This window comes from Methylobacter tundripaludum SV96 (assembly GCF_000190755.2).
GTDB lineage: Bacteria > Pseudomonadota > Gammaproteobacteria > Methylococcales > Methylomonadaceae > Methylobacter_A > Methylobacter_A tundripaludum.
The window spans coordinates 2339102-2365373 of record NZ_JH109152.1 but is presented as its reverse complement, the minus strand read 5'-3'; the positions used below and the strand labels follow the sequence as shown (position 1 = coordinate 2365373).

Here is a 26272-nt window from a genome sequence, read left to right as displayed (position 1 = left end):
ATTTTTAGGGGTGTAAAAAGCCCGTAGTTCACGCTACGTCGTGTAACTGTGTTATTCGCCTGACACCGATTCGTGGCGTAGCGCGCTCATCTTTGTACACACGTGCCTGCGGAACTCCGTTATTCGGTAAGAATGACGGAGTCGTCTTCGCTCCTGCGCAAACCTCTATCCATCGTTACGCGACTTATTGCAACGGGAGTGCAAGCTTTGCTTGCGCTTGCAGGCGAAGCCCGCACTCCAGCTATCAGCAACTTCCTTACACTGGTTTCCGAGCTCCAGCTCTCGTCGTTATACACAAGTATCTAAGTAACGCGTCATACCCGCCGGGAAGCGGGTATCCAGTGCCATGGATGGCGAGCTGTGTACGTCCATGTAGCCTGGATCCCGGCACAAATCCGTCTGGAACGGATTTGCATTAACCCAAAGGGTGTCAGGCAGGATAGCCTGACATGAATCCCTGCCGGGATGACGTGCTTTTCAATACTTATGTTAACGACGACAGCTCCAGCTTGGGAACCAGCACAAATAGTGTTATTTGCTTTGACATAAAGCAACATTAATTGTCTGTGGTGCGCGCACATTACTTAGCGTAGGGCGTGCCGTGCTCCGGCTTTTGTTTTTTGATCTAACAATCAATGAAACCAATGCGCATGGCGTATCCGCAAATCAACTTTGTCGCCTTTATTCAGGTGCAAGCGCTTGAACTGGTCATTAGGCATTTCTGCATAAACACTTGCAGCCGGACCGTTGGCGCCGGTCTTGACCAGTTCAATACGGATCAGCGCGCCCAAATGCTGCCAGTCTTTCAAGGTTACAAAGGCATCGCTATTGGCTGACGATTTTTCAATAACAATATCATGAGGGCGTACATGCACAATCTTGCCTTTCTGGTGCGCAGTGGACAATCCAGCCGTTTGCAGCCAATCGGTATCTTGATCTTCCATGTCAAAAATATTGGTCTGCCCGATAAAGCGGGACACGAAAGCGTTGGCAGGATGATCATAAATATCGCTGGGCGAGCCTTGTTGTTCGATGCGCCCGTGATTAAGCACCACAACCTGGCTGGCGACTTCCATGGCTTCTTCCTGATCATGGGTGACAAAAATGCTGGTGACGTTCAGGTCGTGATGCAAGTTGCGCAGCCATTGCCGCAAATCCTTGCGCACACTGGCGTCCAGCGCACCGAACGGCTCATCCAGCAATAACACCGCCGGCTCCACGGCCAGGGCGCGAGCCAAGGCGATACGCTGCCGCTGGCCGCCGGACAGTTGATCGGGGTAACGGTCATGCAGCCAGTCGAGTTGCACCAACTCCAGCAACGCATGGACTTTTTTAGTGATGACATCGTTGCTGGGCCGGTCGCGGCGGGGCTTGACTCTTAAGCCGAACGCCACGTTCTCGAACACCGTCATGTGCCGGAACAATGCGTAATGCTGGAACACAAAACCGATGCCGCGCTGGCTGACATCATGATCGGTCCGGTCCTGGCCGCTGATTAATACCCGCCCCTGATCGGCGCTTTCAAGACCGGCAATGATGCGTAACAGCGTGGTTTTTCCGCAACCGGAAGGCCCTAATAAGGCCACCAGCTCGCCTTCCGGGATTTCCAGATTAATATGATCCAGTGCGGCAAACGTACCAAAATTTTTACTGATATTGGAAAGTAAAATGCTCATAGTGGGAATCTCAAAAATAAAATCATTGTGGTCATCGTTTGGCTTGCTGCCATTCCAAAACCGTTTTTAAAACCAACGTCACAACCGCCAATCCGGCCAGAATTGAAGCACCGGCAAAGGCGCCGACTATGTTGTATTCGTTATAATTGACTTCGACATGCAGCGGCAGGGTATTGGTCAAGCCCCGGATATGACCGGAAACCACGGAAACCGCGCCGAATTCCCCCATCGCTCTGGCGTTACACAGCAACACGCCGTACAGCAATGCCCATTTAATGTTGGGCAGGGTCACCGCGCAAAAAGTCTTCCAGCCGCTTGCGCCTAATGACAGCGCCGCTTCTTCTTCCTGACTGCCCATTTCCTGCATCAACGGAATCAACTGCCGCGCCACGAAAGGAAAGGTAATAAATACGGTAGCCAGAATAATGCCGGAGGCGGCAAAGATGATTTTTACATCATGCGCTATCAGCCAGTCGCCAAACCAGCCCTCCGCGCCGAACAACAGCACGAAAATCAATCCCGAAATAACCGGCGACACTGAAAACGGCAGGTCGATCAAGGTGGTCAACAGACTTTTGCCTTTAAATTCAAAACGGGTAATTGCCCAGGCGGCGGCAACGCCGAATACCGTGTTCAACGGCACGGTGATCAATGCGGTCAATAAGGTCAACCTGATAGCGGCCAGCGTGTCGGGCTCAGATAATGCCGCCCAATAGGCCTCGACGCCTTTGGATAAGGCTTTAACAATCACCAGGCCCAGAGGCAGGCAGATAAACAGGCCGATAAAGCTTACCGCAATTGCAATCAAGCTCCATCTGACCCAATCCGCATCTTGCAAGGCCAGTTGTTGACGCGCGACCAATTTGGCCGGGTTCATGGGTTGGGTAACAGCGCTCATAGTCGAATCTTCCTCATAATTGTCCGGAGCGCTTACGCACCCAAAATTGCAGCAAATTAATCAACAGCAGCAGCACGAAAGAGATCACCAGCATGGTCAGGGCGATAGCCGTGGCGCCTTCTATGTCGAACTGTTCCAGCTTGGTCACAATCAACAGCGGCACAATTTCCGATACATAAGGAATATTGCCGGCAATAAAGATGACTGAGCCGTATTCGCCCACGCCTCTGGCAAAAGCCAGCGCGAAACCGGTCAGCAAAGCGGGGAGGACGTTCGGGAAAATGACTTTGCTGAACACTTGCCAGCGCGTAGCGCCCAGACTTGATGCGGCTTCTTCCATCGAAGTTTCGAATTCCAGCAGTACCGGTTCGACGGTACGCACGACGAACGGGATGCTGATAAAAATCAGCGCCATCACGATACCCAGCGGTTTAAACGCCACCTGTACGCCAAAGGTATCAATCAGTAATTTACCCAGAAATCCGCTCGGCTGGAAAATAGTTGCCAAGACGATACCGGCAACGGCTGTCGGCAGGGCAAAAGGAAAATCGATCAAGGCATGAAAAAATTGTTTGCCGAAAAATGAATAGCGCACCAGCACCCAAGCGACAATAAAGCCGAAGAATCCGGCAATCAAAGCGGCCACCAGCGCGGTGGAAAAACTGACCCGAAACGACGACAGCACGCGCTTGTTGGTTATGATATGGACGTAATCGTCCCAATTCAGCTGAAAACTTTGAAACACCAGGGTGCTTAGCGGAATTAAAACGATCAGGCTCAAATAGATCAGGGTGAAACCGATCGTCGGACGAAAACCCGGCATAATACTACTTCGTGACATTGCCGCTCTCCACGGGTGATTGATTGCTTTGTGAAAGCGGCGGTGTCGCTAAACCGACAATAGATAACGTTGATTTCATTGTTGCCCTCAAAAAATTAATTCCTGTTGGTCGGGTGCCATCCCCCAACAGGTCATCGTAATTCCATCCAATCAATGGTTTTTTATCTTTAACCACCTTTTTGTTGATTGGATAACTTGCTCAACTTATTCCTTTTTATAAATTTGATCGAATAATCCTCCATCGGCAAAGTGGATGCGTTGTGCGGCCGCCCAACCCTCCGGGATGATGTCATTAATTGAAAACAGCTCCAGCTTGGCGAATTCATCGGCGTGACGGGCAAGAATTTCAGGATTGCGCGGACGATAATGATGTTTGGCGATTATTTCCTGGCCGGCATCCGTCCAGAGAAAGTTAAGATAAGCTTCGGCAACCTTTTCGTTACCTTTTTTACTGACGATCGGGTCTATAATCGCGACCGGATGATCGGCTTCTATACTGGTTGAAGGTATAACCACATCAAACTTGTCCGCACCCAGATCGTTTGCAATCAAGAAGGCTTCGTTTTCGAACGTTAGCAACACATCGCCGGTATTGTTCTGAATAAAGGCATTGGTTGCTGCGCGTCCTCCGGTACTCAAAACCGGGACATGCTTGAACAGTTGAGTAACAAATTCCTGCGCTTTTTCTTCACTGCCCAATTTGCGTAAGGCATAACCCCATGCCGCCAAATAGCTGTAACGGGCATTGCCCGATGTTTTAGGATTGGACAGGATAACGACGTTATCGGATTTAACCAGATCGTCCCAGTCCTTGATATTTTTAGGGTTGCCTTTGCGTACCAAAAATACCGTGGTCGACGTGTAAGGCGCGCTGTTATCAGGGAAACGGGTACGCCAGTCCTTGCTAACCAAGCCCTTGGACGCCAGCTTGTCGACATCCGTTTGTTGATTCATCGTCACCACATCCGCTTCCAGCCCGGCTATTACAGCGGCGGCCTGCTTGGTGGAACCGTCGTGCGATTGCTGAATCGTCACTTTATCGCCGGTTTCCTTTAGCCAGTAATCGGCAAATGCGGCGTTAACGTCTCGATATAACTCACGAGAAACATCATAAGAAACATTCAGTAGCGTATATTCTTTAGCACTCACATTGAAAGCCAAAAGTAGCGCAAGTAAACCCAGCGGATAAAGAGCATGGCGAATAAATCGCGCATTAAAAATATGAGTAAGCATAATTTCTCTCATTTGAAAAAACCCCGATGTTGTGCTGTGCCTCACTCTCTATACTGATAGGGAGTTTTGCAAAAACAGTGCAGGGCGGACAAAAAACCTGCCCACCCTGCCTTTCTACACGCTATAAACAATCAGCGACTTATTTTCCCGGTCCGTAAATCTGGTCAAACACACCGTCATCGGCAAAATGCTTTTTCTGCGCCGCATCCCAGCCGCCGAATTTATCGATTTTCACCAGCTCCAACGGTTGGAATTGCTTGGCGTACTTGGCAGCTATTTCAGGATCGGTTGGGCGATAAAAGTTTTTGCCTATAATTTCCTGGCCTTCCTTGCTGTATAAATACTTCAGGTATTCGGTCGCTACTTCGGTAGTGCCGTGCTTACGCGTCACATCCTCAACTACAGCGACTGGCGGCTCAGCCAAAATACTCAATGAAGGCGTGACAATTTCAAACTTGTCCGCGCCGAATTCACGTAAGGCTAAGTAGGCTTCGTTTTCCCAGGCAATCAACACATCGCCGATTTCCCGTTCGATAAAGGTCGTGGTGGAACCGCGAGCCCCAGTATCCAGTACCGCAGCGTTTTTGAATAACTTGCCGACAAAGGCTTTAGCCGCCGCTTCATCGTTGTTGTTCGCTTTAAGCGCATAGGCCCAAGCGCCCAAATAGTTCCAGCGCGCGCCGCCGGAGGTTTTCGGGTTCGGGGTCACGATGCTGACGCCCGGCTTGACGATGTCATCCCAATCCTTGATTTTCAGCGGATTGCCCTTGCGCACCAGAAATACGATAGTGGAGGTATAAGGCGAGCTGTTATTAGGCAGCAAGCTTTGCCAGTTTTCAGGAATCAGTTTGCGCTTCTGGTAAAGCTGATCGACGTCATAACCTAGCGCCAGCGTAACCACGTCGGCTTCCAGGCCTTCCAGTACGGAACGCGCCTGTTTTCCGGAACCGCCATGAGATTGATTGATCGTTACGGTATCGCCGGTTTTGGCTTTCCAGTATTTGCTGAAGGCGGTGTTGTAGTCTTTATACAACTCGCGTGTCGGATCATAAGATACGTTGAGCAGATTAATCTCCGCCGCACGCACCTCGCTGGCTGCCAATACGGCTAATACGGCCGCAAAGACGATGTTGGTAAAGTTTTTATTCATAAATAAAATTCCTTAGCTCAGGTTGTTTAGAACGATAATTGGAAACGTGTGGCAAAAATTGATTCGTTGGGCATGTCACGGCCTCTGGCCGCACCGCCGTCAAAAGATACATTTTCATAATCCGCCCGAATGATGGCATTGCTGTTAAGGTACCAGTTGGCGCCTAGCGTCCAGGCTTTGGCCTTTGAAGCGGACAGGTTCGGATCAACAATTCGGAAAGTCGCATCGTCGACATCCAGTTCGCTATAGCGTGCTGCAAGCTGCAAGGCTCCCCACTTGCCTTTCAGCGGATCAAAATTCTGAATGGGCTTAACGCCGGCAAAACTATTATCCTCTCCGGTGACCACATAAGAAGCCAGGATCTGCCAGGCTTTATTATCCTGCTTGACATCCGTTCTTCCGCTAACCAGATGCTGGGATGAAATAACATATTCGCCAATGGCGCCGAACGGACCTGAAAACCAGTAAGCCTGCGGATAAATACGGTAGGTAGCGCCATCCGATGTCGGCGCGGCGAAACCGGTATTAAGCTTGGTATAATCAAGATACGTAGTTCTGCCTATTGGCGTAGCCTGGGCTTTGAGGCCCTGTTTATCCGGATTACCAACAGAGCCCGCCACACCAAGTCCCAAGCCTTCCAGCCAGGAGTAGCCGGTGTGATGGAACGGATGGGCAAATAAACGCCCGACCACTTCTTTATTGTTGTCGGTATCGGGCGAATTATTATTCGGGCTGCCATCGTCCCCGGAGCCGTTTGAAACACCTATCTGATAGGTGAACGTATTCTTGGTATCGATAGGCCCGGCTACGGTCTCTGCCTTATAACCCGGCTTGGAGAACGCGCCATGCAGCTGTATGCCTACGTCACGATTACTCGCCAAATAAGTTGGGAAACCGCGTTCCAGGAATGTGCCGTCCGAGTCGCCCTGTAACCGTTCAAGACTAATTGAGGGCTTGAACTTGCCGACCAACAGGCTGGCCGCAGGGTGGTAGGCGTAGTCGAGGTAAGCATCCGGCAGAATATTGCTACTCGCCGCAAAGTCGGGCATGATTTTAAAATAAATGTCTTTAAAAAAGTAACCTTCCAGCCAGATACGCGCTTGCTTGACCTCGAATTTATCGATTGACCTGGACGTGTTGTCATTAAGCCAGAAACGCGCGTCGGTTTGTACCGCACCGCGTATCCGCACCTGATGTTTTTTATCCGAGGAAGTAATCTTGAATCCATCCGCACCGGCATCGAATACCGGCAACTTTTGGAACGCACCGGCAGTCACTTCATCCTGCACTTCCAGTTTACGTTCAAGCGTATTCACTTTTCGGGTCAGTTTTTCCACTTCGGGAGTTGCTGCAACCGGCTTGCTGGATAACGCCCCGGCCTGATCCAGTTTTTCCAATCGGCTTTCCAGCTCGCGAATGCGCCGCTCCAGGGCTTCGGTATCGGCATGGGCATCGGGAATACCGAATAAAGCCAGATTAATCACGCTGGCTAAAGCGGTGCGTTTAAAATGTTTCATAGTTTTAGTCCTCAAAAAAAATCCATACCATCCGGCGGTCCGGTCAGGCTGCTATCTCTCGTATAGTATTTTTATCGCCGTTTTTTTACGGTAGAAATGGGTAATTATTTTATTTATTATCAAAGCGTAATTTCTCTTTACGCTCGATTTGCACAACTTTGCCTTCGTGAATAATAATTTCAACCGAACCAAACCTAATATCTTGTAAAATATCGGAAATCTGAGTTGCGATTTCAGACAGTCTCGGTTCTCTGTGTGTGTGTTCCAATTTAAGCGCCATGACAATGCTCCTGAAGGTAAAAACCTGTCGTTTACGTTGGCGGGAAGTTTAAAGAGGATTTAATATTTAATAAAACGACATTATTAGATGCACGTATCTAATTACAAGATATTGGAATTGACTTTAGTCAACCCTGCGACCTCTTAACTTAATAGGCTAGTGACGTATTACGGGGGAAAGAAGCCAAAGTAGAATCTTTGTGCTTTAACTGGAGGGGTATGGGGTAAAAAACATGGCCCGCTTGAGCGAGTGCCAAAACAACTCGCACAAACGACTTAAATCGACATCATTGGCTAAAATCAGCCATGCCTGTGACGTCCTGCATATCAGATAACATTGGATTCCAGAAAATCAGCCAATTGCGCACTGGTAAGCCTGAGTCGCTGGCTCAGGCCGCGGGAAATATTCCAGATAATCTTAAATGCCAGAGCAGGATGCTTGTCAGCCAAGGTCAGCATACCGGCTTTGTCCAATGACAAAAAAACGGTTTCCCCTTCTGCACGGGCCGTCGCTGATCGGGGTTGCGCGTCAATAACGGACATTTCGCCGAAAGTGCGTCCGACGCGCAGGGTTGAAATCAGTTTATTATTTTTGTAAATGCCGATTGCCCCCTTGGCAATAATTCCCATGGAGGAGCCTAGCTCGCCTTCTTTATAAATCGCCGTGCCTTTTGATGCGGCATAAGGTTTAAAATAATAGCTTATGGCTTGCAACTGCTCCCATGAAAAATCCTCTCCCCAATGCGAAGCGTCCAGTATTTGCGCGTTTGTTTGCAGCGTATTTTCAATGGTGATTAATCGTGGGGATTTGGATTCAGTCATGATGATGGCACAGCCTATCTGATTAGGTTTTTCAAAAAAATAGCATTTAAATCCTGCAAGCTTTGTCTAAAGACATGCGGATTCGGTCAGGGCGTTTAACTCATGGATACGTGCTTTTTCGCCGACTCGCAAGTTAAGTTGGACTATAGCACCTATCTTCATCCTCGCCATAGACGAAGCCAATACAATTAAGCAATTGGAAGCCGGCCATAAACCGACTTGAGATTATGCCGTTTTCCGGGTTAGCGCAAATCGCAACAGTCCTGCATTTCTAATGCCTTTTCTTGCAATTCAGCTTATTATATCGGCGATTCCTGCCATGAGCTCTCATGCTTACCAACAATGATTTATGATAATGCGCCATGAAACCTTATAAATTATTAGCGCTTTTGCTGCTAAATCCGGTCATCGTAGGCTGCGGACAACCGGGCCCGCTGTATTTGCCGGGACAAGCGGCACCGATTCATGTAGAACCGGAACACGCGCCAAAACCTGAACCCAAGCCAGAAAAAAACAAATAACCATGGATTATTTTAATTACCGAAACGATGAGCTTTTCGCCGAAGACATCGCTGTTTCCGACATCGTCTATAAATACGGCAGCCCTTGCTACATCTATTCAAGAGCTACGCTGGAGCGGCACTGGAAAGCATTCGACCAGGCTTTTGGCGAACAGGCGCATTTAATCTGCTATGCGGTAAAGGCCAATTCCAATATTGCGATACTCAACCTGCTGGCCCGGTTAGGTTCGGGGTTCGACATTGTCTCCTTGGGCGAATTGGAGCGGGTTATTACCGCCGGCGGCGACCCTAAAAAAATCGTGTTTTCCGGTGTCGGCAAGCGCGAAGATGAAATTCTGGCGGCATTAAAGATCGGCATACGCTGTTTTAATATTGAAGTCAGCGGCGAACTGGACCGGATTAACCGGCTGGCCGGGCAGTTGGGCGTTATCGCGCCGGTGTCTTTTCGGGTCAATCCTGATGTCGATGCCAAAACCCACCCCTATATCTCCACCGGGTTAAAGGAAAACAAGTTCGGCATCGACATACAGCAGGCTTTGACTGAATATCGCCGCGCGGCGGCCATGCCCCATATCAGCGTGATCGGCATCGATTGCCACATCGGTTCGCAACTGACCGAAACCCGGCCTTTCCTGGATGCGCTGGATAAGATTCTCGATCTGGTCGCGGCGCTTGAAGCCGAAGGGATTAAGCTGCATCATCTGGATCTGGGCGGCGGCTTGGGTATTTGTTATAAAGACGAACAGCCGCCAGAACCTGCGGAATATATTCAAGCGGTTTTGGCGCGACTGGGTCAAACCGATTTTGAAATTTTACTGGAACCGGGCCGCGCTATCGTCGGCAATGCCGGTATTCTGGTGACTCAGGTTGAATATCTTAAACCGACCGCCAATAAGAACTTTGCTATCGTCGATGCGGCCATGAATGACCTGGTGCGGCCTGCTTTATATAGCGCATGGCAGAACATTATTCCGGTCAACCGGCAAAATAACGCAGCGGAAGCGACTTGGGATATAGTCGGCCCGGTCTGTGAAACCGGTGATTTTTTGGGCAAAGACCGTACGCTTAAAATTGCCCAGGGCGATTTGTTGGCGATACGCTCATCCGGCGCTTATGGTTTTACCATGAGTTCGAATTATAATTCCAGACCTCGCCTGGCTGAGCTGATTGTTGATGGCAGCAACCTGCACGTGATCAGGGAACGAGAAACGATTGCGCAGCTTTGGGCGGGCGAGCATTTGTTGCCCTAAGACATAAATATTCACCACGAACGACTGCATGGATGCAGGAGGTAGGGCACCAACAGTAGGCGCTTTAGGCGATGCAGGAGCAATTGCCGAGGCACGAAGTTTTATCTTATTTCTTCGTGTTCTTCGTGTCTTCGTGGTGAACAATTAAATCCATTGTATTTAATATATAAATGATCAACTTCACTAAAATGCACGGCCTCGGTAATGATTTTGTGGTCATTGACGCCATCAATCAGCACATCGACTTAACGCCCGAACAAATCCGGCTGATGTCCGACCGGCACTTCGGCATAGGCTTCGATCAGCTGTTATTGATCGAAAAGGCGGTAAACGCCAATGCCGACTTCAAATACCGAATCTTTAACGCAGACGGCGGCGAAGTCGCCCAGTGCGGCAATGGCGCGCGCTGCTTTGCCCGCTTTGTTCGCGATAAAAAGCTGTCGGACAAGAATGAAATCTGCGTCGACACCAATTCAGGTCAATTGTTACTGCGCTTTGATGCCGACAACCTGATCACCGTCAATATGGGCATCCCAAGGCACGCGCCTGCTGAAATCCCTTTGCTGGCCGAAGAAGAATCCCGATTTTATACCGTGCTGGTTAACGAGACTGAAAAAGCTTTTGGCGCTGTATCCATGGGCAATCCGCACGCGGTTATTCAAGTCACGGATGTTAAAACCGCGCCGGTGGCTGAACTGGGAAAAGCCCTGGAAAGCCATACTTTTTTCCCGGAGCGGGTTAATGTCGGTTTTATGCAAGTCGTAGATCGCCAACACATTAAGCTGCGTGTGTATGAACGCGGCGCTGCCGAAACGCTGGCTTGCGGCAGCGGCGCTTGTGCCGCCGTGGTCATCGGCATTGAACACAATTTGCTGGATCATACGGTCAGTGTTGACCTGCCCGGCGGAACGCTAAGCATCAACTGGCTTGGCCGTGGCGAACCGGTTTTAATGACCGGACCCGCCATTTCTGTTTTTGAAGGACAAATAACGCTATGAACGAACACCCCTCAGAACTCACTTCAACCCAGGTTGAAGACTACCTGCGCAAACATCCCGAGTTCTTCCATGAGCATTTGAATTTGCTGGAACACATGAGCATCCCGCATCCTACCGGCAATGCGGTCTCCTTAATTTCAAAACAGCTGGAGCTGTTCAGAAGCAGGCATCATGACATGGAAAACCAGCTCACTGCGCTGATAGAAATAGCCAGGGATAACGATACCTCGCTGAACCGTATGCATAAACTGACTCTCGCGCTGCTGGATGCCATAACGCTGGAAGAAGCGGTTGCCAATCTGGATGTCGTGCTGTCGGAATATTTTTTGATCGATTTTGTTGCGGTGCGCATCATCAAACACAATCCGGACGCCGCTATTACCAACCTGTTTATTGAACCGGACAGCAAAGACCTGGAACCGTTTGCGGTTGAACTGACCGGCAACCAGCCCAAATGCGGTCGCCCGACTATAGCCCAGGCAAGAGTATTATTCGGCGAGCTGGCTTTTGAAGTAAAATCCTGCGCCATTATCCCCCTGGCCTTTACCGAACTGGAAGGCATTTTAGCCATCGGCAGCCGGGAAGAAGGCCGGTTCCATTACAGCATGGGCAACCTGTTTTTAAATCAAATGAGCGAAATCATAGCGACCCGGCTGATCACCTTGTTGCAGCAGCGTTAACAACATGGATTCCGATGCCGAACTGATGCTGGCTGACTTTTTCAAGCAGCTCACTGTTGAAGTTCGCGCTTCGGAACACACCGTAAAAAATTATCAGCGGGATCTTAAACATCTATCCCGCTATTGCACAGACAAACCCATAACCCGCTGGGCCGACCTGAAGCACACCGATATTCGCGCCCATATCGCCAGTCGGCATCGGAAAGGCCTAAGCAGCAAAAGTCTGCAACGCGAGCTGTCCGCTATTCGCAGTTTTTATAACTACCTGTTAAAAAAGGGCCAGACCGACGTAAATCCTGCGCAGCATATTCAAGCGCCCAAACAAGCCAGGAAGCTGCCTAAAACACTGGATGTCGATCAGTTATCCGGCTTGCTGGAAGCCGGGGCGAGTTCATTGCTTGAAATACGCGATCTGGCCATGTTCGAATTATTCTATTCATCCGGCCTGCGGTTGAGCGAGCTGTCGGCGCTTGATTTAACCGACCTGGATTTGCCGGACAGCACCTTGACTGTCCGCATAGGCAAGGGCGGTAAATCCAGAGTATTACCGGTAGGCAGTAAAGCCGTTACGGCGATTGAAAACTGGTTACAGCAGCGAGCCGTAAAAATCCCCGCTATCGAGCCCGCGCTATTCGTTTCAACGCGGGGCACCCGGCTCGGTCAACGCAACATTGAGTTAAGGCTGGAACGGTGGTGCAAAGCAAAAGGTATTGCCGAACATATCCATCCGCACATGCTGAGACATTCCTTCGCCAGCCATTTACTTGAATCCAGCCATGACTTAAGAGCCGTTCAGGAACTGCTCGGACACAGCAATATCAGCACGACCCAGATATACACCCACCTGGACTTTCAGCATCTGGCTGAAATCTATGACAAAGCACATCCAAGAGCCAAAAAAAAACCGTTATAACAACTTGCGCCGTAAGCAAATAGCAAAAAAACCTGCTACCATGTAGCTAATTTTTCATATAAAAAAGCAGTGGGATGAAATGTTTTTCGATCCTACGAAAAAACCTCTTTACGGGATTTCAAAAATGGCGGCAAACGATACACTGAACGATATAAAATCTAAAGGGATACTGTGGGGCTTTGGCGTTTTTACCCTCATTGTGGTGATCATCCTGATCTTCCTGGGCGCTTGGTGGGGCAGAGAACCGGACCAGTTTAATGTTCTGGACGAAGCCGTAAAACGCGCAGAAGAAACCCACGCCACTGAAAGTATGCCGGTCGGCTATGTCTACACCAACACCCTGGCTCATATCGCCGAGGTTCTGTTGCATAAAAGCGGCGGTTATATTACTAACGACGTCGCGCCTCCCGGCGTATTCCTGGACAACATTTCCAACTGGGAATATGGCGCATTAGTCATGCTGCGCGATGCCACATCGGCATTAAGAAACCACTTTGCCAGGGATCAATCCCAATCGGCCGAAGATCCTGATCTGGCGATTGCAGAACCTTATTTCTATTACGAAAACGACTCATGGGCCCTGCCGTCAACGGAAGCCGAATATCAAAAAGGCGTTGAAGCGCTGCATAAATACATGGAACGCCTGCAAAAATACGGCGGCCCCATAAAAAAAGCTCAATTTTATTCCCGTGCCGACAATCTGTGGCAATACACCGAAGTTGTGATTAAGCGTCTGGGCGGGCTTTCCACCCGTTTGACCGCAAACAGCGCCAGCGGCAACTACGGCCCCGGATTGACCGAGCTTGAGCGGGAAGCGGCTGATGAAAAAGGCACCTCCGTAGCCAAAGTTACCTGGTTGGAGATTGACGACGTTTTCTATGAAGCGCGCGGGGCAAGCTGGGCGTTGTTGCATATACTCAGAGCCATCAAACATGACTTTGAGGATATTTTATTGGACAAACGGGCCATGCGTACCGTTGACATCATGATTAAGGCGCTGGAAAACGCCCTGACCCCTATTCTAAGCCCGATGATTTTAAACGGTAGCGGCTACGGTCTTTTCGCCAACTACTCCCTGTCAATGGCAAATTATATAGCTCGCTGCAACGCGGCGGCTCTTGATTTACGCGACATTATGAACCGAGGTTAATTACGATGGATGAACAAATCAACTACAATTTGAAACAACTCAGCACCTGGAAAAGAATATTCTTTATGCTGATTTTTGCGGCTATCGGCGGGCTGGTCAGAATGCTGCTCTGGGCCGTTATTATATTGCAGGTGGCATCAACGCTGCTCACCGGCAAAGCTAATGTCAACATTCTTAATTTCGGACGCAGTCTTTCCATTTATACGTACCATATTTTGCTGTTCCTGACTTTCAATACCGAAACCCTGCCGTTTCCTTTCTCCGACTGGAATATGACCGCAGAACTGCAATTGCCGGAAGCGAAAAACTCCGCAAAATAACGCTCGGCAATCGCTCCATGCGTTGTTCTACCTCCCCCATCCCTGGGGGTCGTAGCTCCTGCATAATCCACAGGGATGCGGTGAATGCGAATATTGCAGGAGCAAATATCTGTCCATGCAGTCGCCGATGAACTCTAACCGCAAAATCATTCATATCGACATGGATGCTTTTTTTGCGGCCGTAGAGCAGCGCGATTTCCCGCAATACCGCAACAAGCCCCTGATCGTCGGCGGCGCTCCCGACTCGCGCGGCGTTGTCGCAACCTGCAGTTATGAAGCGAGACAATACGGCATCCATTCTGCGATGTCTTCAGCGCACGCTTACCGCTTATGTCCCCAGGCCATTTTTGTAAAACCCCGCTTCGACGCTTATCAAGAAGCGTCAATGGCCATTCGAAAAATATTTGCCGACTACACCGATCTTTTTGAACCGCTGTCCCTGGACGAAGCCTATCTGGACGTCAGCAATGCCGGCCTGCATCAAGGCTCCGCCACATTGATCGCCAAAGCCATTAAAGCCTCGATTAAGCAGGAGACCCAGCTGATCGCTTCGGCCGGTGTTTCCTATAACAAATTCCTCTCCAAGATCGCTTCGGACATCAATAAACCGGACGGGCTTTATTTAATCACCCCGGAACAAGGACCTGACTTTGCAGAGCGACTATCGGTCGAAAAGTTCCATGGCATAGGCAAGGCCACTTCGCTAAAAATGCACTCATTGGGCATCAAGACCGGCAAGGATTTGAAGGAATTGCCGCTGGAAACATTGCAGCACTATTTCGGCAAGGCCGGGCTGCATTATTACAGCATTTCCAGGGGCATAGACAACCGCCCGGTCAACAACTGCCGCATCAGGAAATCGGTGGGCGTGGAAATCACCTTTCAGCAGGATATTAAGGCCAAACAAGACGTCATTGCGCAGTTGCAAAGCCTGCTGGAAAAGGCCTTAAGCAAAATCGCCGAAAAACAGCTGGTCGCCCATACCCTGACCGTAAAAATCAAATATCACGATTTTGTGCAAATCACCCGCAGCAGGACACTGCCGCATGTCATTACGGCGGCATCGACCCTGGTCGACATCCTTGAAGACTTATTGAAAAACACCGACATAGGCAGGCGTAATGTGCGCTTGCTGGGAATTACGCTGTCATCACTGGAAAACAAGGCCGGGCAGACTCATTCCCGGCAAATGGATTTATTTAACGATTGTCAGGCATGATGGAGTAACGGGCGATTAATCGTCTTCCTGTTCATCCTCAAACCCTGCCTCATCATCCGGTTCGCCTTCAACCTTAAATAATTCTTTCAGTTGGCGATATAACAGACGCGAAGATTTGGGCGGCTTACCGGCTTCAGTTTCTTTTTGGGCATTACGCAATAATTGTCTTAATAACTGCCGATCGGCATGAGGCTGCTCGTCCAGCAATTCCGTCAAGGCATCATTGCCCTCGGCAATCAGCCGATCTCGCCAACGCTCAACAATATGGTGCTCCCTGACCGCGTGGGCGCTTTTATTTTTGATGCGCGACAGTTTTTCTAAAATAGGCTCTATATCTATCTTATTGAGCTGGCCGGCAATAAATTTCAGCAGCCGTTTTCTCGCGCCTTTATGCGGCATTCCCGATACTTCTACAACGGCTTTATTGATGATCTCAGGAAGCTCAAGCGTTTTTAATTGCCCCGCCGGTAGCTCAGACATTTCCTCGCTTAAGGCAAAAAGAACTGCCATATCTTTTTTGATTTGTGTTTTATTAGGCCGGATTGCGTAATATTCAACCTCTTCATCATCGTATTCGTATTCTTCACTCATTTCATCTCAAACCATTGCGATTAAAAAATAACACACAGCACCGGCACTGCCGCTCAATGCGATTAACTCATGCCTGTTGATTCATTTTACAGCATTTTCAATCAGCCTGTTTTTTGCTCGGTAATACGGATTGTCCACTCATGTTCAATGCTTGCATTCAATAGCACACGTAAAATAAATCCCAGACAATAAAAAACCAGCCGTCTCTAATTAGAAACGGCTGGTCTCTTAAGATAACTACCGATAATCTACTTGGTTTTTTCTTCTATCTTTTTATCCGTTTTTTCATCTATTTTTTTATCTGTCTTTTGATCCGCGACGGCCGCCGCCGCATCGCTTAACAAGACATCGTTTTTAATTTTTTCGACAGTTTTCGCGCCGATTCCATCAACGTTAACCAAATCTTCCACTGCTTTGAATTCACCTTTTGTTTCCCTGTACTTAACAATGGCTTCGGCTTTTTTCTGACCGATACCTGACAGGGCTTCCCCTATGGTTTTAGCATCGGCGGTATTGATGTTTACAGGAGAGGCAATGACATTAAACGAGCAAAAGGCGGCAAATAACACTACTAATAATCTAAGCATCTTTATTTTCCTATTATAAAAAATTATATGATTTATGATTTGTGAATAGTCTTATATGCCAACCAAAATTATTATTAACCATTCGCCGCTTAGTTTAGACGCTTGCCCTGTAAATACAACTTTTTTATCTCCCTATTGCGTAATAGGCTAATCCGCTACGCTTAACCCTGTCCGGTTCATACATATTACGGCCGTCAAAGATCACCTTATCATGCAGCTGTTGACTCATCTCATCAAAATCAGGACTGCGAAATTGTTTCCATTCCGTAACTATCACCAACGCATCGGCTTGTTTCAGGGCACCCTTGGGCGAGTCGTAATAACTCAAACCCGGCATGTCGCCATAAAGTCGCCGTGCTTCTTCCTGCGCTTCAGGATCAAAGGCCTGCACGGTTGCACCGGCTCCAATCAAGGCTTCCAGCACAACCCGGCTTGGCGCATCGCGCATGTCATCGGTATTGGGTTTAAACGCCAGTCCCCACAAGGCAAATACCTTACCGGTTAAATTGCCTCGATAATGCTTATTAATTTTTTCAAACAAGCGGTGTTTTTGCCGATTATTGACATTCTCTACCGCATTGAGCAATTCTGCATGATAGCCCTGTTCCTTTGCCGTTCTTTCCAACGCTTTCACGTCTTTGGGAAAACAGGAGCCGCCATAACCGCAACCGGGATAAATAAAGCTGTAGCCGATGCGGCTATCGGAACCTATGCCATGCCTTACCTTCTCAATATCCGCCCCCAAATGCTCGGCCAGATTTGCCAATTCATTCATAAAACTGATTTTGGTTGCCAGCATCGCATTTGCAGCATACTTGGTTAATTCGGCCGAACGTATATCCATGGTGATGACCCGGTCGACACTGCGATTAAACGGTGCATAAAGCGCCTTGAGCAATTCCGCCGTTCTGGGGTTGTCGGTACCGATAACAATCCGATCCGGCTTCATAAAATCATCCAACGCCGCGCCTTCTTTCAGGAACTCGGGATTTGACACCACATCGAACTCCAGATCTTTGCCGCGGCTTGCCAATATCTGCTGCATAACCGCTTTAACCTTATCTGCGGTACCCACAGGCACCGTCGATTTATCAATCACAACCCGATACTCGTCCATATTCTCGGCAATACCCTTGGCAACCGCCAATACATACCGCAAATCGGCTGAGCCGTCGTCATCCGGCGGTGTACCGACCGCTATGAATTGAAATACGCCATGATCCACGGCCGCCTTAATATCGGTAGTAAATCTTAATCGCCCTTCCGATTGATTTTCCTTGACCATAGCTTCGAGTCCCGGCTCAAATATCGGAATGATGCCCTGTTGCAGTTTGGCGATTTTAGCCTCATCAATATCAACACAGATAACGTCATTGCCGACTTCCGCAAGACAGGTACCTGTCACCAAACCCACATAACCGCTTCCGAATATTGTAATTTTCATTCTTTTCAGCTTTAAATTATTTGTTAAAAATATAACCGTGTTGCCGTAACCATAGAACTGCCGTTAGTTGACACCAACATCATAGATTTATTTCATTGTATTTCAATAAGTTAAAATACGTATTTAATGGATGTGTTTTCAGCAATCTGCACCAAAAGTAGGTGCTCTACCTCCTGTATAATCCACAGGGATGTGGTGAATACAGATATTGCAGGAGCAAATATCTGTCCATGCAAGTCGTGCTCACGCTCCTTACCTATATCCATGGAGGCAAAGCTTCCGCTCCTGCTCACGTCCCTTGCCTACTTCCATGTAGGCAATGATTGCTTGTTACATTTACCGGCATTGACCTATCATAACCGCCAAGTTTTCAAATTATTGACTATCGTTTGATGCAAAAAAACACCGAGCCCAATAAACAGCTTTTTAGCGGATTTTCCGCTCCCGATACCGAACAAATAAATCGGGCGCTGGCGATTATCGCCCAAATCCCTGAAGATCCGCATTATTTTCGCCCCAAAGGCGTTGAGGTAGCGGCAATTTTGATGGACTTTAATGTCGATCTGAAAACCATCCTCGCCGCAATATTAAGCGATCCACGCTTAGCCCATTTAAATCCGAAGCCTAACATTAAAGAGCAATTCGGCGAAACGGTTGCAACACTGGTTAACGATGTTAACTGGCTGAATAAGTTAACCGTTTATTCCCTGGAAATGACCGATCAACCGAGCCAAACGGAAACTTTACGCAGAATGCTGCTGTCCATGACTCAGGATGTCCGCGCCGTATTAATAAAACTGGCTTACCGGCTTCAACGGCTTAAGGTTTTACCCAGGGAGTCTTACGAACTCAGGCGCTTTATCGCCCAGGAAACGCTGGACATTTATGCGCCGATTGCTAACCGCATGGGTATTCATCAGCTAAAGTGGGAGCTGGAGGATATGGCCTTCCGCTATCTGAAACCCCAATCCTACCGCCGCATTGCCAAGTCGTTGACCGATAACCGCGTGCAGCGGGAAAACTGTATTAATAAGTTTATTGTCCTGCTGCAGAAAAAGCTCGCCGAAGAAGGCATTTCTGCCGAGATTTACGGTCGTCCCAAACATATTTACAGCATCTGGAAAAAGATGCGGCGCAAGCAACTGGATATAGACGAACTTTACGACCTGTTGGCCGTGCGCGTTATTGTCGACAACCTGACCGCCTGTTATGCCACCTTAGGCATGGTGCATAGCCTTTGGCAAACCATTCCCAAAGAGTTTGACGATTATATCGCCAACCCTAAAGAAAACGGTTACCAATCTTTGCATACCGTCATTATCGATCCCGAGGGCAATCGCATCGAGGTGCAAATCCGCACCCAGCAGATGCACGACTTTGCCGAACTCGGGGTTGCCGCGCACTGGTCTTACAAAGAAGGCGGCAAGCATGATGCGGCCATCGAAAAAAACATCGCCTCGTTGCGCAAATTGCTGGACGAAACCAGTCCTGAGCGTAGCCGAAAGGAAGGCAGCGACGAAGCGCTGTCGGAAAATTTCCGTAGCGAATTATTCAATGATCGCGTCTACGTTTTAACGCCCGCCGGGAAATTAATCGACCTGGTTAAAGGCTCGACGCCGCTGGATTTTGCCTACGCCATCCATACCGAAGTTGGACACCGCTGCCGCGGGGCGAAAGTCAACGGTCGCATTGCGCCGCTGACCTATACCTTAAAATCCGGCGATCAGGTAAAAATTTTGACGGCAAAAGAGGGCGGCCCCAATCACAACTGGATCGATCTCAACCTGGGCTATTTAAAGACATCGGCCGCGATCAGCAAAGTCAAAAGCTGGTTTAAAAATCAGCAACAAACCCAGAATATGGCCACAGGCAAGGCTATTTTAGACAAGGAAAGCCAGCGACTGGGCTTAAAAATGCTCAATCTGGCGGAGCTGGCTAAACATTTTCATCAACCGGATACCGATAAGCTGCTCGAAGCGATAGGCCGTAGCGACATTAACAGCCGACAGCTTGCGGCGTTTTTCAAGATTCCTGAACTGGAAGCTCAACCGACCCCCATTCAACGCAAAAAGCCCGAGACTAAATCAGTCATTTCCGTAGAAGGCATCGATAATGTCCTGACTTCTCTTGCTCACTGTTGCTCCCCGATTCAGGGCAATGACATTATCGGCTATATTTCCCACAAAAAAGGCATTACGATCCACCGCAAAGACTGCGAAAACATCTTGCACCTTGGCCCCGAAAAACAGACCCAGCTTATTTCGGTTAGCTGGGGCGCAAAAAAAGCCAGCTACGCTGTGCCTATTGTTATCCATGCCTTTAATTCGCAAAATTTACTCAATGACGTTACCCAGATTTTGGCCCAGGCTAAAATTCATATTTCCAATGCGGCACTGGATACGCATCCCGACTTTTCAGCGCTACTCAATTTGACCATTCAAATTGAAAATACCGATCAGTTAAGCCAGGTTCTTAATAAAATAAGTCAATTGCCCAATATCGTCGATGTTAAGCGTAAAACTTAATATATTTGGAATTTTCAGCAATTAGCAAAATGGAACGCAGATGACGCTGATAATTATGATTAAATAAGATTAACAAAGTCGTTAATTAGCGCCTCTACCCGCTATATTTGCAACCAAATGGAGCGCAGATTTAAAAGCGCATAACAAATTCGGCTTTCGGCTTTAAAAAAACCGCGCAAATCCGCCCAATCGGCGTCGCTTAGAAGCGCCTACTTTTGGCATCCGCGTTCTTTTAATCCATTCGCCGAATAGTTACCTCACCTTTAGCCCTTAGCCTTGAACCTAATTTATGTCCCAACAAACACAAATCCCCCCTGCCTCCCCTTTGTCAAAGGGGGGCGTCAGAGAACGCCTGATCCTGGTTGACGGTTCCTCTTTTTTGTTCCGCGCTTACCATGCCATTCCGCCGCTAACCAACGCGAACGGGGAACCCACCAACGCCATCTACGGCGTCAGCAATATGCTGCGCAAACTGATTGCCGACTATCACAGCGACTACATCACCGTGGTCTTCGATGCGCCGGGCAAAACCTTTCGCAACGAGCTTTACGATCAGTACAAAGCCCATCGGCCGCCCATGCCCGATGATTTGCGGGTGCAGATTGCCCCGCTGCACAACCTGATTCGGGCGATGGGTCTGCCGCTGATTATCGAATCCGGCGTGGAAGCCGACGACGTGCTCGGTGTTCTGGCCCAGCACGCCGAACAGCAAGGCTACGACGTTATTATTTCCACCGGCGACAAGGACATGGCGCAGCTGGTCACCGAACATATTATCCTCGAAAACACCATGTCCAATACCCGCATGGATATTCAGGGCGTTATCGACAAATTCGGGGTCAGGCCGGAGCAGATTATCGATTATCTGGCCTTGATAGGCGATACCGTCGATAACATTCCCGGCGTACCCAAGGTCGGCCCTAAAACGGCCGCAAAATGGCTGGAACAATACAGTACCCTGGAAAACCTGATCGCCCACGCCGATAAAATCACCGGCAAAATCGGCGAAAACCTGCGCGCCAGTTTGGATCAACTGCCGTTATCCAAACAACTCACCACCATTAAATGCGACCTCGATTTGCCCTACAACATGGAAGACTTGAAACAGCAGCCGATGGACAAGGCGGAACTAAGAATCTTATTGGCCGAACTGGGTTTTTCGTCCTGGTTAAAATCGCTGGATGCTTCGACTGAGCTCAGCACAGGTTCTTCGTCCACGCCTGCCCTGAGTCCTATTGAAGCCGCACAAACCGAAGACAAGCCCGCCAAAATCGATTCCAGTTACGAAACCGTGTTAACCGAACAGCACTTTGACGACTGGCTGGCTCGACTGGAAAAAGCCGAATTGTTTGCGTTCGACACCGAAACCACCAGCCTTGATTACAGCAAAGCCCAGATAGTCGGCGTATCGTTTGCGGTAACGCCGGGCAAAGCCGCCTACGTGCCTTTAGCGCACGACTATCCCGGCGTACCGGATCAGCTTGATCGCTCTGAAATACTGGAAAAACTGCGACCTCTGCTGGAAAATCCGCGTAAAGCCAAACTCGGGCAAAACCTGAAATACGATACGCATGTCCTGGCTAATCACGGCATCGCATTACGCGGCATCGCCCACGACACCATGCTGGAATCCTACGTGTTAAACAGCACCGCGACCAAACATAATATGGATGACCTGGCCAAAGAATACCTTGGCGTTGAAACCATCCATTACGAGGATGTTGCCGGAAAAGGCGCGAAACAAATAGGCTTTCAGGAAGTATCGATAGATCAAGCCGCACCTTACGCAGCGGAAGATGCTGACATTACCCTGCAACTGCATCAGGTGCTAAATGCAAAACTGGCGCAGCATCCAAGACTGCTTGAGTTATATTCGGACATGGAAGTCCCGCTGATTAGCGTACTGGCCCGCATCGAAAACAACGGCGTATTAATCGACGCGGCGATGCTCGCGCAGCAAAGCCTTGAGCTTTCCAGCCAGATTATCTCCCTTGAGCAACACGCTCACGATCTGGCCGGACAGACCTTCAACCTGGGTTCGCCGAAACAGATCCAGGACATCCTCTACGACCAGCAAAAGCTGCCGGTATTAAAGAAAACGCCCAAAGGCCAGCCCTCAACGGAAGAATCGGTGTTGCAGGAATTGGCTCTCGATTACCCGCTGCCCAAGCTGATTCTTGAGTACCGCAGCTTAAGCAAGCTGAAATCAACCTATACCGACAAACTGCCGCAGCAGATTGACGGACAAACGGGTCGGATCCATACCTCTTACCATCAAGCGATAGCCGCGACAGGCAGGCTGTCGTCCTCCGATCCCAACTTGCAAAATATTCCGATACGCAGTGAAGAAGGCCGAAAAATCCGGCAGGCGTTTATCGCCCCCGAAGGCAAAAAAATTGTCGCCGCCGATTATTCGCAAATCGAGTTACGCATCATGGCGCATTTATCGGCTGACGAAGGCTTGTTAAAAGCCTTTAGCGAAGAACAGGACGTGCATCGCGCCACCGCGGCGGAAGTTTTTGGCGTCGCTCCCGAGCAAGTCACCACCGATTTGCGCCGTTCCGCCAAGGCCATCAATTTCGGGCTGATTTACGGCATGTCGTCCTTTGGACTCGCACAGCAACTGGGCTTGTCGCGCAGTCAGGCGCAATCTTATATCGACTTGTATTTTGCCCGTTATCCGGGCGTCAAAAACTACATGGACCGCATCAGGGAGCAAGCCCGCGAACAAGGCTATATCGAAACCCTGTTCGGCAGACGGTTGTATTTACCGGAAATAAATTCACGCAACGCGGCGCGTCGCCAATATGCCGAACGCACGGCCATCAATGCACCGATGCAGGGAACTGCGGCCGACATCATTAAACGCGCCATGATTGCCGCCGACCAGTGGTTGTATAAGGAACAGCCGGATGCCAAGATGATTATGCAGGTGCATGACGAACTGGTGTTTGAAATTGCCGAAGAGCATGTCGACGACTGCGCGGCGAAGATCAGATCCATCATGTGTGCAGCCGCCGATCTTGACGTGCCGCTGATTGTAGATATAGGCATCGGCAATAATTGGGACGAAGCTCATTAACGGTTAGTTATTATTTTTCCGCATTGCGCCGGTATTGTATTATAGTGGCGGCGTAACCGGGATCTCACATAACTATACTTTTCGCTGCGGTGCTCTCCTTGTTGATTATTGTTTAACGAATCCTTAAATGCAAAACTCAAAGAACGAAAAACTCCTCGTCCTCGTTGAAAAAATGCCCGCTTTTCCTAAAAGCGTCCAACAGGTGGTGCAATTAACGTCAGACATCAACGCTTCGGCAAAAGATATTATCCGCGTTATTGAATGCGACCCGGTCATGACCGTTAGAATCCTTAAAGCCATTAATTCATCTTTCTACGGCTTACCCCAAAAAATCACCTCGGTGCAACGAGCCGTCGTACATATCGGCCTTAATACCATAAAAAACATAGCCCTGGGCGTTGCCGCAATGGGCATGTTGAATGCCGACAACAAGGCCAATTTCAATACCTCCGATTTCCTGCTGCATTCTTTGACCACCGCAGCAATCAGCAAACTGCTTGCTGAACGCATAGGCCTGTCTTCAACAGAATGCGGCGATTGTTTTGTTGCCGGATTACTGCATGACTTTGGGAAAGTGGTATTCGCCGAATTTATTCCCGATGAATTTAAACTCGCGCTGGAAAAGAGCCAAGAACAACAACTGCCGCTGCATCAAACCGAGCTCGAATTTATCGGTCTTAATCATTCGCAGGCAGGCAGAATACTGGCCGAAAAATGGGAGCTTTCAGGCCCGTTAATTGATGCCATCGCTCATCATCATGAGCTTGACCATAGCCCGAATGTCTTACGAGACTGCGTTTTTGCCGCGAATCAAATCAGCAAACGCATGCACTTCGGCGATGGCGGCAATCCTGTGATAGAAGCCTTCCCCGAATCCATTATCGCCCGTTTTGGCCTGGATCTCCCTGCGATGTGCGAGGCTTTGGGGGATTTGGAATCCGTCAAAATAGAAGCCCAATCTTTTATTAACTTGTAGCGCCCGGTTTGTGCTCCTGCATCGCCCCTACCCCCTACATCCATGCGTAGAAGGACAACAATGAAAATCAAATTCTGGGGCGTTAGAGGATCCATACCCACACCGGGACCCAGCACCGTTAAATACGGCGGCAATACCACCTGTATAGAAATCAGGACCGATGACAATGATTTGATCATTCTTGACGCCGGCACCGGCATCCACGCGCTTGCACAAAACCTGCTGAAAGAAATGCCCGTCCAGGCGCATATTTTCATTACCCACACCCATTGGGATCATATACAGGGCCTGCCTTTCTTCATCCCCATTTTTATCCCGAACAATCACATTAAAATCTACGGAGGAATTGACCCGGTCACCAATGAAACCATCAACCGGGCGCTTTCCGTACAGTTGCAATACAGTTTTTTTCCGATACGGGAAGCGCAGCTGAATGCCCGGATTGAATACGCCACAGTCAAACCGGGCGTACCGGTTCATGTAGGCAGAGCCGTAATCACGCCCATTGTGCTCAGTCACCCGGTATTAAATTTCGGCTATCGAATCGATTGCGACGGGCAGTCGGTTTTTTTTACCGGCGATTACGAACCGCAACTCAACATCTATGATCCGGAAGATGACGAATATGCAGAATTCCAGTCTTTTGTCGATGCAAAATGGGACGAAGTCGTGCTGGCCATGAAAGATGTCGATGCGTTGATTGTCGACTCATCCTATACCAATGAGGAATATGCCTCCAAACAAGGTTGGGGGCACGGTACTTATGATTCGGGAATAAAACTGGCTACCGCCGCAAAGGCAAAAAAACTGTTTTTCACCCACCATGAACCCACTCGTAGCGATACAAGTCTTGAAATCATTTACCAAAACTTGTTGCAAAATAATCCGGGAACCGGCTGCGAATTATTGCTCGCTCAGGAAGGTATCGACATTTCACTCTGATCCTGATCGACAGGATGAAACAACTGATCAAGCGCGGCATGCACTTCATCAATGCCGGTTTTTTTCAACGACGAAAATAGCTGTATCGTTAAAGGAAAATTACTATCCTTTAGTTCCTTTTGTACCTGCAACAAAGTATTTTTAGCGGCGCCGTAATTCAATTTATCGGCCTTGGTTAACAAGATATGCAGCGGCAGCCTGGTATGCTCGCACCACTCGACCATTTGCCAGTCGAATTCGGTTAAGGGATGGCGCACATCCATCACCAGAATAATCGCGCATAATGACTTGCGACTGGTTAAATACGTTTCCATCAACTCATGCCATTTCTTCTTCACCTCTAAAGGCACTTTGGCATAGCCGTAACCCGGTAAATCAACAAAGCGTTGCCGCTCATTAATTTCAAAAAAATTAAGCATCTGGGTTCTGCCCGGCGTTTTACTGATTCGGGCCAATCCGTTTTGCCGGGTTAAGGTATTAATCGCGCTGGATTTACCGGCATTCGAACGCCCCGCAAATGCCACTTCCAGACCCTGATCCGGGGGCGTATTGCTGAGATGTGGCGAACTGTTAATAAATTTTGCTTGATGATAAACTGGATTCATCGTTGTCTCGCTTAGAGTTACTATTTAGAGTAAAATTCGGATATGCGCAGCAG

At 48.9% G+C, this 26272-nt stretch carries 25 protein-coding genes; 12 read left to right on the top strand and 13 right to left on the bottom strand.

Translation table 11 applies throughout. From position 1 onward, the window contains the following. Positions 1 to 632 precede the first annotated feature (632 nt). The 9 genes from METTU_RS10640 to METTU_RS10610 all read right to left on the bottom strand — a co-directional run bounded on the left by METTU_RS10640 (position 633) and on the right by METTU_RS10610 (position 8416). The gene (locus METTU_RS10640) at positions 633 to 1676 is read right to left on the bottom strand and encodes a sulfate/molybdate ABC transporter ATP-binding protein (RefSeq protein WP_006891539.1); all 1044 of its coding nucleotides are present in this window, start codon (positions 1674 to 1676) and stop codon (positions 633 to 635) included. Between the two features lie 31 nt (positions 1677 to 1707). Further along, positions 1708 to 2574, bottom strand: coding sequence for a sulfate ABC transporter permease subunit CysW (gene cysW / locus METTU_RS10635; RefSeq protein WP_006891538.1), 867 nt, complete (start codon positions 2572 to 2574; stop codon positions 1708 to 1710). 13 nt (positions 2575 to 2587) lie between these two features. Continuing rightward, positions 2588 to 3415, bottom strand: coding sequence for a sulfate ABC transporter permease subunit CysT (gene cysT, locus METTU_RS10630; RefSeq protein WP_006891536.1), 828 nt, complete (start codon positions 3413 to 3415; stop codon positions 2588 to 2590). Further along, a complete protein-coding gene (locus METTU_RS24030; RefSeq protein ID WP_150107776.1) occupies positions 3402 to 3590 on the bottom strand; it encodes a hypothetical protein in 189 nt (62 codons plus the stop codon). The genes cysT and METTU_RS24030 overlap by 14 nt, the downstream gene beginning before the upstream one ends. 29 nt (positions 3591 to 3619) lie before the next feature. Next, positions 3620 to 4648: a sulfate ABC transporter substrate-binding protein gene (locus METTU_RS10625; protein WP_006891535.1), complete on the bottom strand. Its 1029-nt coding sequence runs from the start codon at positions 4646 to 4648 to the stop codon at positions 3620 to 3622. Between the two features lie 139 nt (positions 4649 to 4787). Continuing rightward, the gene (locus tag METTU_RS10620) at positions 4788 to 5798 is read right to left on the bottom strand and encodes a sulfate ABC transporter substrate-binding protein (RefSeq protein ID WP_006891534.1); all 1011 of its coding nucleotides are present in this window, start codon (positions 5796 to 5798) and stop codon (positions 4788 to 4790) included. 26 nt (positions 5799 to 5824) lie between these two features. Then, positions 5825 to 7315 (bottom strand): porin, encoded by a 1491-nt coding sequence (locus tag METTU_RS10615; protein ID WP_006891533.1) that lies wholly within the window; start codon positions 7313 to 7315, stop codon positions 5825 to 5827. A gap of 109 nt (positions 7316 to 7424) precedes the next feature. Continuing rightward, the gene (locus METTU_RS22430; RefSeq protein ID WP_006891532.1) at positions 7425 to 7595 is read right to left on the bottom strand and encodes a YezD family protein; all 171 of its coding nucleotides are present in this window, start codon (positions 7593 to 7595) and stop codon (positions 7425 to 7427) included. A gap of 326 nt (positions 7596 to 7921) precedes the next feature. Next, a complete protein-coding gene (locus tag METTU_RS10610) occupies positions 7922 to 8416 on the bottom strand; it encodes a Crp/Fnr family transcriptional regulator (RefSeq protein ID WP_006891531.1) in 495 nt (164 codons plus the stop codon). Between the two features lie 362 nt (positions 8417 to 8778). Between METTU_RS10610 and lptM the strand changes: the two genes are divergently transcribed. The 8 genes from lptM (at position 8779) to dinB (ending at position 15467) form a co-directional block, all read left to right on the top strand. Next, the gene (gene lptM / locus METTU_RS23195) at positions 8779 to 8937 is read left to right on the top strand and encodes an LPS translocon maturation chaperone LptM (RefSeq protein ID WP_006891530.1); all 159 of its coding nucleotides are present in this window, start codon (positions 8779 to 8781) and stop codon (positions 8935 to 8937) included. 2 nt (positions 8938 to 8939) lie between these two features. Continuing rightward, entirely contained in the window at positions 8940 to 10187 is a 1248-nt protein-coding gene (gene lysA / locus METTU_RS10605; RefSeq protein WP_006891529.1) for a diaminopimelate decarboxylase, read from the top strand. Positions 10188 to 10357: 170 nt separating this feature from the next. Beyond that, a complete protein-coding gene (gene dapF / locus METTU_RS10600) occupies positions 10358 to 11185 on the top strand; it encodes a diaminopimelate epimerase (protein ID WP_006891528.1) in 828 nt (275 codons plus the stop codon). Beyond that, positions 11182 to 11865: a DUF484 family protein gene (locus METTU_RS10595; protein ID WP_006891527.1), complete on the top strand. Its 684-nt coding sequence runs from the start codon at positions 11182 to 11184 to the stop codon at positions 11863 to 11865. The genes dapF and METTU_RS10595 overlap by 4 nt, the downstream gene beginning before the upstream one ends. Positions 11866 to 11869: 4 nt before the next feature. Then, on the top strand, positions 11870 to 12778 hold the full coding sequence (gene xerC / locus METTU_RS10590) for a tyrosine recombinase XerC (RefSeq protein WP_006891526.1): 909 nt from the start codon (positions 11870 to 11872) through the stop codon (positions 12776 to 12778). A gap of 124 nt (positions 12779 to 12902) precedes the next feature. Continuing rightward, complete coding sequence (locus tag METTU_RS10585; protein WP_027148663.1) at positions 12903 to 13928, top strand: DUF2333 family protein; 1026 nt, start codon at positions 12903 to 12905, stop codon at positions 13926 to 13928. Positions 13929 to 13933: 5 nt separating this feature from the next. Continuing rightward, positions 13934 to 14248, top strand: a complete 315-nt coding sequence (locus METTU_RS10580; RefSeq protein ID WP_006891524.1) for a DUF4389 domain-containing protein — start codon at positions 13934 to 13936, stop codon at positions 14246 to 14248. Between the two features lie 127 nt (positions 14249 to 14375). Further along, entirely contained in the window at positions 14376 to 15467 is a 1092-nt protein-coding gene (gene dinB / locus METTU_RS10575) for a DNA polymerase IV (protein WP_040580413.1), read from the top strand. A 15-nt stretch (positions 15468 to 15482) separates the two neighbouring features. On the opposite strand, the gene yjgA is transcribed toward dinB, so the two are convergent. The 3 genes from yjgA to METTU_RS10560 all read right to left on the bottom strand — a co-directional run bounded on the left by yjgA (position 15483) and on the right by METTU_RS10560 (position 18089). Then, positions 15483 to 16058 (bottom strand): ribosome biogenesis factor YjgA, encoded by a 576-nt coding sequence (gene yjgA, locus METTU_RS10570; RefSeq protein WP_006891522.1) that lies wholly within the window; start codon positions 16056 to 16058, stop codon positions 15483 to 15485. Between the two features lie 248 nt (positions 16059 to 16306). After that, positions 16307 to 16627, bottom strand: coding sequence for a ComEA family DNA-binding protein (locus tag METTU_RS10565; RefSeq protein ID WP_254257882.1), 321 nt, complete (start codon positions 16625 to 16627; stop codon positions 16307 to 16309). A gap of 142 nt (positions 16628 to 16769) precedes the next feature. Further along, entirely contained in the window at positions 16770 to 18089 is a 1320-nt protein-coding gene (locus tag METTU_RS10560) for a UDP-glucose dehydrogenase family protein (RefSeq protein ID WP_006891520.1), read from the bottom strand. A gap of 392 nt (positions 18090 to 18481) precedes the next feature. Here METTU_RS10560 and METTU_RS10555 point away from each other — a divergent pair, with 392 nt between their 5' ends. The 4 genes from METTU_RS10555 (at position 18482) to METTU_RS10540 (ending at position 25614) form a co-directional block, all read left to right on the top strand. Continuing rightward, positions 18482 to 20614, top strand: coding sequence for a RelA/SpoT family protein (locus METTU_RS10555; RefSeq protein WP_006891519.1), 2133 nt, complete (start codon positions 18482 to 18484; stop codon positions 20612 to 20614). A 289-nt stretch (positions 20615 to 20903) separates the two neighbouring features. Next, positions 20904 to 23696 (top strand): DNA polymerase I, encoded by a 2793-nt coding sequence (gene polA / locus METTU_RS10550; protein WP_006891518.1) that lies wholly within the window; start codon positions 20904 to 20906, stop codon positions 23694 to 23696. A gap of 172 nt (positions 23697 to 23868) precedes the next feature. Next, complete coding sequence (locus METTU_RS10545; protein ID WP_254257873.1) at positions 23869 to 24672, top strand: HDOD domain-containing protein; 804 nt, start codon at positions 23869 to 23871, stop codon at positions 24670 to 24672. A gap of 60 nt (positions 24673 to 24732) precedes the next feature. Continuing rightward, on the top strand, positions 24733 to 25614 hold the full coding sequence (locus METTU_RS10540; protein ID WP_006891515.1) for an MBL fold metallo-hydrolase: 882 nt from the start codon (positions 24733 to 24735) through the stop codon (positions 25612 to 25614). Here METTU_RS10540 and yihA read toward each other — a convergent pair. Beyond that, positions 25587 to 26219, bottom strand: a complete 633-nt coding sequence (gene yihA / locus METTU_RS10535) for a ribosome biogenesis GTP-binding protein YihA/YsxC (protein WP_006891513.1) — start codon at positions 26217 to 26219, stop codon at positions 25587 to 25589. The genes METTU_RS10540 and yihA overlap by 28 nt on opposite strands. Positions 26220 to 26272: the final 53 nt, after the last annotated feature.

Bases quoted from the DNA above. Each gene is read 5' to 3' on its own strand.
- METTU_RS10580 (WP_006891524.1), top strand. From the start codon at position 13,934: ATGGATGAACAAATCAACTACAATTTGAAACAACTCAGCACCTGGAAA.
- dinB (WP_040580413.1), top strand. From the start codon at position 14,376: ATGAACTCTAACCGCAAAATCATTCATATCGACATGGATGCTTTTTTT.
- cysW (WP_006891538.1), bottom strand. From the start codon at position 2,574: ATGAGCGCTGTTACCCAACCCATGAACCCGGCCAAATTGGTCGCGCGT.
- cysT (WP_006891536.1), bottom strand. From the start codon at position 3,415: ATGTCACGAAGTAGTATTATGCCGGGTTTTCGTCCGACGATCGGTTTC.
- METTU_RS10640 (WP_006891539.1), bottom strand. From the start codon at position 1,676: ATGAGCATTTTACTTTCCAATATCAGTAAAAATTTTGGTACGTTTGCC.
- lptM (WP_006891530.1), top strand. From the start codon at position 8,779: ATGAAACCTTATAAATTATTAGCGCTTTTGCTGCTAAATCCGGTCATC.
- METTU_RS10560 (WP_006891520.1), bottom strand. From the start codon at position 18,089: ATGAAAATTACAATATTCGGAAGCGGTTATGTGGGTTTGGTGACAGGT.
- METTU_RS10615 (WP_006891533.1), bottom strand. From the start codon at position 7,315: ATGAAACATTTTAAACGCACCGCTTTAGCCAGCGTGATTAATCTGGCT.
- METTU_RS10625 (WP_006891535.1), bottom strand. From the start codon at position 4,648: ATGCTTACTCATATTTTTAATGCGCGATTTATTCGCCATGCTCTTTAT.
- yjgA (WP_006891522.1), bottom strand. From the start codon at position 16,058: ATGAGTGAAGAATACGAATACGATGATGAAGAGGTTGAATATTACGCA.
- METTU_RS10610 (WP_006891531.1), bottom strand. From the start codon at position 8,416: ATGACTGAATCCAAATCCCCACGATTAATCACCATTGAAAATACGCTG.
- polA (WP_006891518.1), top strand. From the start codon at position 20,904: ATGTCCCAACAAACACAAATCCCCCCTGCCTCCCCTTTGTCAAAGGGG.
- xerC (WP_006891526.1), top strand. From the start codon at position 11,870: ATGGATTCCGATGCCGAACTGATGCTGGCTGACTTTTTCAAGCAGCTC.
- METTU_RS10595 (WP_006891527.1), top strand. From the start codon at position 11,182: ATGAACGAACACCCCTCAGAACTCACTTCAACCCAGGTTGAAGACTAC.
- dapF (WP_006891528.1), top strand. From the start codon at position 10,358: ATGATCAACTTCACTAAAATGCACGGCCTCGGTAATGATTTTGTGGTC.
- METTU_RS10555 (WP_006891519.1), top strand. From the start codon at position 18,482: ATGCAAAAAAACACCGAGCCCAATAAACAGCTTTTTAGCGGATTTTCC.
- yihA (WP_006891513.1), bottom strand. From the start codon at position 26,219: ATGAATCCAGTTTATCATCAAGCAAAATTTATTAACAGTTCGCCACAT.
- METTU_RS22430 (WP_006891532.1), bottom strand. From the start codon at position 7,595: ATGGCGCTTAAATTGGAACACACACACAGAGAACCGAGACTGTCTGAA.
- METTU_RS10620 (WP_006891534.1), bottom strand. From the start codon at position 5,798: ATGAATAAAAACTTTACCAACATCGTCTTTGCGGCCGTATTAGCCGTA.
- METTU_RS10545 (WP_254257873.1), top strand. From the start codon at position 23,869: ATGCCCGCTTTTCCTAAAAGCGTCCAACAGGTGGTGCAATTAACGTCA.
- lysA (WP_006891529.1), top strand. From the start codon at position 8,940: ATGGATTATTTTAATTACCGAAACGATGAGCTTTTCGCCGAAGACATC.
- METTU_RS10585 (WP_027148663.1), top strand. From the start codon at position 12,903: ATGGCGGCAAACGATACACTGAACGATATAAAATCTAAAGGGATACTG.
- METTU_RS10540 (WP_006891515.1), top strand. From the start codon at position 24,733: ATGAAAATCAAATTCTGGGGCGTTAGAGGATCCATACCCACACCGGGA.